The following is a 9,380-nucleotide window of genomic DNA, read 5'->3' on the forward strand; positions in this document are numbered from 1 at the left end:
TCACAGGCAACCGGCAAGCGTCGTTCCCCACAGGGAGCCGGGTGGCTTTGTTCACGGGTTTCGACAGCGGATGTACGTGGCTTTGAGCAGCACGACGGCGTGGCGGTGTTCGATGTTCATGAGCAACGACAGCGCGCATCGACTCTTGAATGTGGTAGCCGGCTGGGCTGCGGGACCCCGTGGCCGGCGGCGGCGGCCGGACGGCACTCGCCGAGGAGAATCGCTCCATGCGAATTCTGATCATCACCGCTGGTTCACGCGGAGACGTCGCGCCTTTCACGGGACTGGGGCGGTGTCTGTTGGATGCGGGCCATCAGGTCGACGTGGCCACTCACCCGTCCCTCGCCGCACTGGTCGGCGGGTGCGGTCTCGGCTACCGGCCCGTGCCGGGAGACCCGCGGGGGCTGATCCGGGACTTGGCCCGTGCGGCGTCGCGCGATGAGGCTCAGGCGCTGACGAGGGCGTACGCGGACGGGCTCGCCGATGGGGTGGCGGAAGCCGTGGCGGGCGGAGCCGAGCTACTGCTCACTGCTTTCGGCCCGGCACCGCTCAGCCGGGTGGCCGGCGACGCATTCGGCGTCCCCGTCATCGGTACCTACCTCGCACCGTCCTTCGCCACCGGAGAGTTCCCGCTGCCCAACGCACGGAGCATCGATGACCCGGGGCCAGAGGGCAACCTCGCCGCCGGCCGGGATGTGCTGAAGCGCGCGGAAGGGGTCTTCGCGGGCGCTGTGACCCGCCTGCGCGCTCGCCTCGGCCTGCCTGCGGGCGCCCCCTCGGCACCGGTGGACGTTCGGCCGGTCTTCCACGGCTTCAGCCCGCTGGTAGTGCCGCGCCCTGAGGACTGGCCGTCGTGGGTCGAAGTGGCGGGCTACTGGTGGCCCGCGCGGCCGGACGGCTGGCAGCCCCCGGCCGAACTGGTCGACTTCCTCCAGGCCGGTCCGCCCCCGGTGTTCGTCGGATTCGGCAGTATGGCGGCGGGGCAGGGGGAACGGCTCAGCGAGCTGGTGGCCGCGGCGGTGAAGCGGGCAGGCGTGCGTGCCGTGGTACAGGCGGGGTGGGCCGATTTGAACGGCCGCGGCGCCGACGTCCTGGCCATCGGCGACATCCCGCACGACTGGCTCTTCCCTCGCACCGCTGCCGTCGTCCACCATGCCGGGGCAGGTACCACCGCAGCCGGACTGCGGGCCGGTGTGCCCGCAGTGCCCGTTCCCGTCATGGCCGACCAGCCGTTCTGGGCGTCTCGGCTCCACGCGCTGGGAGTTGCCCCGCGGCCCGTGCCGTTCCAGGAGCTCACCGCCGAAGCCCTCGGCGACGCGATCACGGCCTGCCTGTCCGAGCCGTCCCACCGCCGTCTCGCGGCCGAACTCGCCCGCGGGATCGCCGCGGAGGACGGCACCGCTTCGCTGCTCGCCCACATCGGCTCAACGAATGCCGGGTGAAGCCGCACCCGGTGCCGCCGAAACACGCGGACGATTCGAACGCCGTCCCGCCCCGTTCGCCTTCCAAAGTCATGAGCTGCTCGCCGCCGTGTGCGCGTGGACCGAGCTGTCCTTCGGCGAGACGTACCACGCCGGCGAGGACGACCCCGACCACAGCGACATCTGCGACTGCGCCGCCGTCCCACCCGCGTTCCGCATGAGCTCCGCGACCCGCGCCGTCTGCCGGCCGTGTATGTGACCGCTGACCCGTGACGCAGCTCAGGGGCGTAGTGTCCGCCCGCAGTGCGGTGTCGGCTCAGGACTCGACGCCCTCGGGGACATGGCTGCGAGGAATCCGGCTGCGGACGGACGCGGAGCGCCGGCCGCGGTCAGCGCGAACGCCGTCCGGTGAGGAGGCGGTACAGCAGGAGCACGATCACCGAGCCAACGATCGCAGCGATCCACGTCGAGAGATGGAAGAAGCCGTTGATGGAGTGCACGCCGAAGATCACCTTGCCGAGCCAGCCGCCGAGCAGACCGCCGACGATGCCGATCAGCATCGTGACCAGGCAGCCACCCGGGTCCTTGCCGGGCGTGAGTGCCTTGGCGATGGCGCCTGCGATAAGGCCGATGAGAACCCAGGCGATGATGCCCACGGTGTGCGTCCTTTGCTGTAGATGTGCTGTGGGGGCCCGACGGGGGTTGCGCCGGGGCCGTGTGCCGGTCGCTCCGCGCGGACGGCCGGCGACATACGGATATCCGTTCGGGATCACTCCACACGCGATCAGGTGCTGTTCCCTCCGACTGGCCCATCCCGCCCGTCGGCCGATCCGGGCGACGGCGGATTCGGTGACTGGTCCACCTTCGATGGCAATCGATCCAGGCTCGCCGTCACCGGTCACCCGCCCTGGGGCACCTCACCTTCGGCAACCCTCCGGCAGATGCGAAGGGCCTGATCACGTGGATGTCAGCGTGGACTCCACCGAGCTGCACCTTGCGGTCGAACAGGGACAGAAGCCTCTGTAGCCTCTGTCCCTGCTCGTGAGGGTCGGACAGACGACAGCCCGCAGTTCCAGCCCGTGCTGGACGGCATCCCGGTGCCCCGCATCGGCCCGGGTCGGTCCCGCGCCAAGCCGGACAAGGTCCGTGCCGACAAGGCCTACGGCTCTCGAGTGAACCGTGCCTACCTACGCGGACGAGGTGTCGCGTGCACCGTTCCGGAGAAGGCCGAAGGCCTGGCTGCCACTGTTCCCCGGCCTGCTCGTGCTGGGGCTGCTGGTTCGCAGCTCCGACTGTGATGCCGGCCGGACACCGAGGGGGTCCGCAGCGTGCACGCGCCGCTCTGGGTGGTCCCGAGATGCCGCGGTGATGTCCTGCCATGGGCGGACGATCCCCAGGGCGACGGTCAGCTCGGTGTCGTTGCCGCCCACCGGCGAGTGACGGCCGGGATGGTCGGTGCGTTCGGAACGTGCCCAGTGTGCGGCGGACGCCGGGGTGCCGGGGCCCGCCGGTGCGGGGCGCCCTCCGCAGAGGCCGGACGCCCGCTGTCACCACGGCGGAGCCGACGAACACGGAAATACCGCAGGTAGGCGTAGTACCGCGGTACTACGCGCCCGTCGCGGTTCAGCCCCCGGTACCACCGGATTCGGGTGATCGGCACCTAGCGTTGCCGGTGAGGCGTCCGAAGTGACGGACGCCGAAGCCCGACAGGGAGAACGCGAATGATCGACGCACGGCGGTTGACCAAGAGGTACGGCGAGAAGACGGCCGTCGACGGGCTGGACTTCGTGGTGAGGCCCGGCACGGTGACCGGCTTCCTGGGGCCCAACGGTGCGGGTAAGTCCACGACCATGCGCATGATCGTCGGCCTCGACGCCCCGACGAGCGGCTCCGTCACCGTGAACGGCCACCCCTACGCCCACCACCGGGCGCCGCTGCAGGAGGTCGGCGCCCTCCTGGAGGCGAAGTCGATCCACCCCGGCCGCTCGGCGTACAGCCACCTCAAAGCGCTCGCGCTCACCCACGGCATTCCCGGCAGCCGGGTCGACGAGGTCATCGGCCTCGCCGGGCTCGACAGCGTGGCGAAGAAGCGGGCCGGCGCCTTCTCACTCGGGATGGGCCAGCGGCTGGGCATCGCGGCCGCGCTGCTGGGCGACCCGCAGACGGTGATGCTCGACGAGCCGGTCAACGGGCTGGACCCGGAAGGGGTGCTCTGGATCCGCAACCTCCTGAAACGACTCGCCGACGAGGGCCGGACGGTGTTCGTGTCCTCCCATCTGATGAGCGAGATGGCCCTGGTGGCGGACCACCTGATCATCGTGGGGCGCGGGCGGCTGCTGGCCGACACGACCGTGACAGACCTGATCCGCGAGGCCGGCGGGGACACGGTGAAGGTCGTCACCCAGGACCCGGCCCGGCTGCGAGACGTGCTCGCCGGGCCCGACGTCGGCATCACCGGCCGGATCGGTTCCGAGGAGCTGCAGGTGACCGGGCTGACCGCCCGTGAGATCGGGCTGAGGGCCGCCGAGCACGGCATCGCGCTGTTCGAGCTGAGCGCGCGGAGCGTGTCGCTGGAGGAGGCGTTCATGGATCTGACCAGGGATGCCGTGGAGTACCACGGCACCACGACCGGCATCGACACCCTCGGGAGGCCCGCATGAGCACCCTCACCGCAACTGCGGAGGACCCCAGGACCACGGCCGCCCGCCCCGCGTACCGGGTGACAGGACGGCGCGTGCTCGCCTCCGAGTGGGCCAAGCTGTGGTCCCTGCGCTCAACGTGGATCACCCTGGGCCTCGGCCTGCTGTTCCTGGTGGCCTTCGGCCTGATCTCCGCGAGCCGCTACAAGTCGGGGAGCGACTCCGGCCACGTGGACCGGGACTTCGCCGATTCGACGGCCGTCAGCCTGTCCCTCTTCGGTACGAACTTCGCCCAGCCGGCCTTGGGCGTGCTCGGCGTGCTGGTCGCGGCGGGGGAGTACTCGACCGGCGTGATCCGTTCCACCCTCGTGGCGGTCCCCCGCCGGCTGCCCGTGCTGTGGTCCAAGGCGGTGGTCTTCGGAGCGGTCGCACTGGTCCTGGGCACGGTGGGCGGGTTCGTCGCCTTCCTGTTCGGCAGTGGAATCGTCGCGGGCACCCCCGCGGCCATGAGCCTCTCGCACGCCGGTGTACTGCGGAGCCTGCTGGGCGCCGGGCTCTACCTCGGCCTCGTCGGGGTGATCGGGGTCGCGCTGGGCGCGCTGTTGCGGTCGGTGGCCGGGGGGATCTCGGTGCTGGTCGCCGCTCTGATGCTGATCCCGGGGCTGATCTCCCTGCTGCCGAGTTCCTGGCGGGACGGCATCAGCCCCTACCTGCCGTCCAACGCAGGTGAGTCGATGTTCGCGCTGACACACGACTCGACGATCCTGTCCCCGGGGGCCGGGCTGCTGGTCTTCCTGTGCTGGACGGCGCTCGCGCTGGGCGGCGCGGCGTACCGGCTCGCGCGCACCGACGTCTGACGCCCGCACCATGGACAGGTGACGTCCGTGACCACCGATGACCTCAGCGGGATGGGACCGCTGGTCGCCCGGCTGTCCCGGGGTGGCCAGCGGTTGCGGCAGGCCGACCGGACACATCCGTGGGTGCTGGACACCGCGGTCGTGATCGTGGTCTTTCTGATGTTCTGCCTGCCCGACCTGCTGCGCGGCGGTATGGACGACGGCGACGGCCCGCGCCGCTTCCGGCTCGCCTTCACCGAGCTGTCCGTCGCGGGAATGCTGGCACTGCAGGCAGGACTGGTAGTGCCCCTGCTGTGGCGGCGACGCAAGCCCATGACGGCCTTCGGGTGTCATCGCCACGGTGTTCGTCCTCCAATGGTCCCTGGGCGCGGTGCTGCGCGCGGACATCGCCCTCTTCGTCGCCCTGTACAGCCTGGCCCTGCACGGGCGGCTGCGGCAGCTGCCGTGGGCCGGCGCGGTCATGGCGGGAGCCATGCTGCTGGTCGCGGTCCGCGCGTCCTCGGCCGTGTCCGTCTGGGACGCGCTGTTCTTCCTGCTGAGCACGGCGACGGCGGCCCTCGCGCTCGGCCTCATGGTGCGAATCCGCCGGGCCCAGCTCGCCGGACTACGGGAGCGCGCCGCCCGCCTGGAAATCGAGCGCGATCAGCGCAACCGGTTGGCCACGGCCACCGAACGCACCCGGGTCGCGCGCGAGATGCACGACATCGTCGGCCACAACCTGTCCGTGATCATCACGCTCGCCGACGCCGGCGCCTACGCCACGGACGCCGCACCCGAACGGGGCAAGGAGACGCTGCAGCTCATCGGCCACACCGGCCGGCAGGCCCTCGGCGAGCTGCGGCGCGTGCTCGGCGTACTGCGCGAGGCCAGGGACGGTCCGGCAGGCGGCCCCGAGCTCAGCCCGCAGCCCGGCACCGCGGACATCGGCGCCCTGTGCGCCACGGTGCGCGCCGCCGGACTGGAGGTCGTCTACCGGACCTCCGGCGACATCGAGGCCCTGGACGGCGGGGTTCAGCTGACGGTGTACCGCATCGTCCAGGAAGCCCTCACCAACACCATGAAGCACGCCGCCGACGACACCCGGGTGCACGTGGCGGTCGCCGTGACGGACACCCGGCTGAGCATCCGGGTCCAGGACACCGGCCCGGCCGCACAGCCGGGTCCGCCGGACGAGCAAGGACACGGCCTGGTGGGCATGCGGGAGAGAGCGGCTCTGTACGGCGGAACCGTCGGCGCGGGACCGACGGACGGCGGAGGATGGAGCGTCGATGCCGTCCTCGACCTCACATTCCGGAGCGGTGACCGGTGACCACCGTCCTCGTCGTGGACGACCAGCCGCTGCAACGCTACGGCTTCCACCTGCTGCTGGACTCCGTCCCCGAGACCGACGTCGTCGGGGAGGCCGCCCACGGCGCGGAGGCCGTCCGCAAGGCCGCCGAACTGCGCCCGGACGTCGTCCTGATGGACGTCCGCATGCCCGGCATGGACGGCATCGCGGCCACCCGCCGCATCGTCGCCGCCGGCGGCCGCTCACGCGTCCTCGTGCTCACGACGTTCGACCTGGACGAGTACGTCCACGCCGCGATCCGGGCCGGGGCCAGCGGCTTCCTCCTCAAGGACGCGCGCCCTGAGGAACTCCTCGCCGGCATCCGCGCCGTCGCCTCCGGCGACGCCGTGATCGCGCCCGCTCTCACTCGCCGGCTCCTGGACGAGTACGCCCGCTGCGTCCCCGCCCACCGGGGTGACGCCGCCGAGGACCCGAGGCTCGTCTCCCTCACCGACCGCGAGCGGGAGATCCTCGTCGCCGTCGGCAAGGGCTGGACCAATGGCGAGATCGCCGCCCGGTACGTGCTCTCCGAGTCGACCGTCAAGACCCACGTCGGCCGCGTCCTGGCCAAGATCGGCGCCCGCGACCGGATCCAGGCCGTGATCTTCGCTTACGACCACGGCCTCGCCCGGCCCAACGCCGACTGAACCCGATGAGCGGGGGCCGAGAAGACCGGCGGCCTGCGCGAGCCGCCGACGCAGGCCGGCCATCGTGACGTCGAGGGTCTTGGTGGAGCCGAACGCAGGTCGACGTCCGCAGCCAGCGTGCCCTGCTCGCGCTCATGGCCGTACTCCGCACGGTCGGCCCGGCGGTCCTGCCGGCGAGCCCGGTCCGCCGGATGCGCGGCCTCGAGTGATCGCCGCCGTGGCCGTCATGACCGCCGTGGCCGTCGTGTCCTGGTGCGCCACGGCGGGTGAGGTCAGTCCCGCCGCGGCGGTCACGGTGGCGGGGGCCGTCGTGTCTCCGTGCGCGCGCGTCTGCGGAAGCCGAGGGGTGTCTCCGAAGTGCGGTGGCGGAAGAAGCGGGTGAAGACCGTCGTGCTGGAGAAGCCGAGCCGGTCCGCGACCGCGGACGCGGGGAGCTGTGTGTGCAGCAGCAGCCGTTTGGCCTCCAGTACCAGCCGGTCGTCGATGAACGCCTTGGCCCCGCGTCCGACTGCGGCGTTCGTGGCGCGGGTCAGCGACCGCACGCTGTAGCCGAGGCGGGCCGCGTACGCCTCCACCTGGTGGTGACGGGTGAAGTCCTGCTCGACGGCGTCACGGAAGCGGCGGAAGGCGGCGTCCCCGGCATGCCTGCGCTGCCCGCCCGGCAGGTTCGCCAGACGCAGCACCAGGATCGACAGGGCATGTCGGACGACCTCGACGTGGACCTCCAGCGGCAGGTCACGCAGCCGGTGGTACTCGTCCTCCAACAGCTCCAGCGTCCGATCCAGGGGTTGCGCGGCCTGCGGCGCGGGGGACATCGGCAGCCTCCAGGCCCTGCGGTCCAGTTGCGCCCCGGTGACGGTGGCCGCGTCGAGGAAGCTCGCCTGGAACAGCACCACCGCCGTATCCGGTACGTCCGCGCCGCCCCGGCACCCGTCCGGGAACCGTACGAACTGGCCGGGCCGGATCCACAGCCAGCTTCCGGGCGCCACCTGGCAGTCGGTCGTGTCCACCACGCAGCGCAGGAGCCCCGAGCGCACGGCCATCACGAGATGGAACTCCAGACGCACGGGCGCGTCGGCCGTCGCACCGAGCCGCCCGATCCTGGTCAGCAGCCCGGGCAGGTCGGTGACCTCCACGCCGGGCGGCCCGCCGGGTGTGGTGGGGAAGGGGAAGGCGATGGGGCCGGAATCCTGTCCGATTCTGCTCATCTCGTGCCCGAGTCTATCGCCGGGCAGCATGCGGAGATCCCTAGCGTGATCTGTGGAACGGCCGGGGAGCAGGCGTGGCGCCTAGCGCCGACGGCCCACTCGGACGACTGATTCTGCGCACCCGGCCACCGGGCCGTGCGCCGAGCGGAGGAGGACGGCGGATGCGGCTGATCGTGGGGATGACCGGGGCGACCGGGGCCGTGCTCGGGGTGCGGCTGCTCGAACGGCTGGCCGCCGATCCCGGGATCGAGACCCACCTGGTGATCAGCCGCTGGGCGCGCGCCACCATCGAACTGGAGACGGGCCGCACGGTGCGCGAGGTGAGCGCACTGGCCGACGTCACCCACCGCCCGGAGGACCAGGGCTCGCCGCTGTCCTCAGGTTCCTTTCGCACCGACGGCATGGTGATCGTGCCGTGCAGCATGAAGACCCTGGCGGGGATCCGTGCCGGGCACGCCGACGGACTCGTGGGCCGAGCGGCGGACGTCGTGCTCAAGGAAGGCGGACCGCTCGTCCTGGTCCCGCGCGAGACCCCGCTCAACGAGATCCACCTGGCGAACATGCTCGCGCTCGCACGGATGGGCGTGCGCATTGTTCCCCCGATGCCCGCCTTCTACAACCATCCGCGCACCGTCGACGACCTCGTCGACCACCTGGTGGTACGCGTCCTCGACCAGCTCGGTGTCGAGAGCCCCACCCGCGGCCGCTGGACCGGGATGCGCCCGGCCCGCGCCGAGCGCCCCGCCGACACCGTCTGACCGGCCCCGTCCCGTTCACGGACCGGCCCGACGCCGCTGTCCCGATCGGCGGCGCCCTGACGGCCCAACACCCGGCCCGTGACCGGCGCCCCCCTTGACCGGCCCGGCGGCTCACCCGTGACCGGCGCCCCCCTTGACCGGCCCAGCGACCCCCTGACCGTTCCCCGACCCCGACCCGCCCCACATCCAGACGAACAGGAGCCCGCCCGCGCCATGACCACGCACTCCGACCCCGGCCCCGCCCCCCGCACCGGCCGTGACCTCGACCCTGCCCCCGGCCGCTCCCAGCACCCCGCTCCCGACCCCGCCCTCGACTTCCGGGCATTCGTCGCACGGCTGCTGGCTGACGGCGACGCGGTGGAGATCGGCAGGAGCGTCGATCCACACCTCGAAGTGGGCGCCGTGGCCCGTCGGGCGTACGAGACCGGCGCACCTGCCCCCTTGTTCACCTCCCTCACCGGCGCCGCCCCCGGCCACCTTCGGGTAATGTTCTTTCTGCGCCGAGGGGCGCGGGCCGAAAGGC

General features: G+C 71.9%; 8 protein-coding genes and 2 pseudogenes. 8 read left to right on the top strand and 2 right to left on the bottom strand.

Going from position 1 to position 9,380, the window contains the following annotated elements; genetic code table 11:
* The first annotated feature begins 227 nt into the window (after positions 1-227).
* Together H5J33_RS00710 and H5J33_RS00715 are read left to right on the top strand one after the other, a co-directional pair.
* Positions 228-1,442 (top strand): glycosyltransferase, encoded by a 1,215-nt coding sequence (locus H5J33_RS00710; RefSeq protein ID WP_181792752.1) that lies wholly within the window; start codon positions 228-230, stop codon positions 1,440-1,442.
* A gap of 88 nt (positions 1,443-1,530) precedes the next feature.
* Entirely contained in the window at positions 1,531-1,680 is a 150-nt protein-coding gene (locus H5J33_RS00715; RefSeq protein ID WP_181792753.1) for a hypothetical protein, read from the top strand.
* A gap of 130 nt (positions 1,681-1,810) precedes the next feature.
* Here the strand turns inward: H5J33_RS00715 and H5J33_RS00720 are convergent, their stop codons facing one another.
* Complete coding sequence (locus H5J33_RS00720) at positions 1,811-2,077, bottom strand: GlsB/YeaQ/YmgE family stress response membrane protein (protein WP_181792754.1); 267 nt, start codon at positions 2,075-2,077, stop codon at positions 1,811-1,813.
* 1,065 nt (positions 2,078-3,142) lie between these two features.
* On the opposite strand from H5J33_RS00720, the gene H5J33_RS00725 reads away from it, so the two are divergent.
* From H5J33_RS00725 to H5J33_RS00740, 4 genes and pseudogenes are all read left to right on the top strand, one after another.
* Positions 3,143-4,081, top strand: coding sequence for an ABC transporter ATP-binding protein (locus tag H5J33_RS00725; RefSeq protein ID WP_181792755.1), 939 nt, complete (start codon positions 3,143-3,145; stop codon positions 4,079-4,081).
* Positions 4,078-4,917, top strand: coding sequence for an ABC transporter permease (locus tag H5J33_RS00730; protein ID WP_181792756.1), 840 nt, complete (start codon positions 4,078-4,080; stop codon positions 4,915-4,917). The genes H5J33_RS00725 and H5J33_RS00730 overlap by 4 nt, the downstream gene beginning before the upstream one ends.
* Positions 4,918-4,968: 51 nt before the next feature.
* A pseudogene (locus H5J33_RS00735) lies at positions 4,969-6,226 on the top strand (sensor histidine kinase).
* The gene (locus tag H5J33_RS00740; RefSeq protein WP_181792757.1) at positions 6,223-6,891 is read left to right on the top strand and encodes a response regulator transcription factor; all 669 of its coding nucleotides are present in this window, start codon (positions 6,223-6,225) and stop codon (positions 6,889-6,891) included. The pseudogene H5J33_RS00735 and the gene H5J33_RS00740 overlap by 4 nt, the downstream one beginning before the upstream one ends.
* Positions 6,892-7,181: 290 nt before the next feature.
* Here H5J33_RS00740 and H5J33_RS00745 read toward each other — a convergent pair whose 3' ends face one another.
* On the bottom strand, positions 7,182-8,099 hold the full coding sequence (locus H5J33_RS00745; protein ID WP_181792758.1) for an AraC family transcriptional regulator: 918 nt from the start codon (positions 8,097-8,099) through the stop codon (positions 7,182-7,184).
* A 161-nt stretch (positions 8,100-8,260) separates the two neighbouring features.
* On the opposite strand from H5J33_RS00745, the gene H5J33_RS00750 reads away from it, so the two are divergent.
* A complete protein-coding gene (locus H5J33_RS00750) occupies positions 8,261-8,857 on the top strand; it encodes a UbiX family flavin prenyltransferase (RefSeq protein ID WP_181792759.1) in 597 nt (198 codons plus the stop codon).
* Positions 8,858-9,070: 213 nt separating this feature from the next.
* A pseudogene (locus H5J33_RS00755) lies at positions 9,071-9,380 on the top strand (UbiD family decarboxylase domain-containing protein); the annotation flags it as partial.

Source organism: Streptomyces sp. WELS2 (assembly GCF_013870595.1).
GTDB lineage: Bacteria > Actinomycetota > Actinomycetes > Streptomycetales > Streptomycetaceae > Streptomyces.

What these genes read in the sequence shown, in the direction of transcription:
- H5J33_RS00730 (WP_181792756.1), top strand. Translation starts at nt 4,078, where the DNA reads ATGAGCACCCTCACCGCAACTGCGGAGGACCCCAGGACCACGGCCGCC.
- H5J33_RS00750 (WP_181792759.1), top strand. Translation starts at nt 8,261, where the DNA reads ATGCGGCTGATCGTGGGGATGACCGGGGCGACCGGGGCCGTGCTCGGG.
- H5J33_RS00745 (WP_181792758.1), bottom strand. Translation starts at nt 8,099, where the DNA reads ATGAGCAGAATCGGACAGGATTCCGGCCCCATCGCCTTCCCCTTCCCC.
- H5J33_RS00710 (WP_181792752.1), top strand. Translation starts at nt 228, where the DNA reads ATGCGAATTCTGATCATCACCGCTGGTTCACGCGGAGACGTCGCGCCT.
- H5J33_RS00725 (WP_181792755.1), top strand. Translation starts at nt 3,143, where the DNA reads ATGATCGACGCACGGCGGTTGACCAAGAGGTACGGCGAGAAGACGGCC.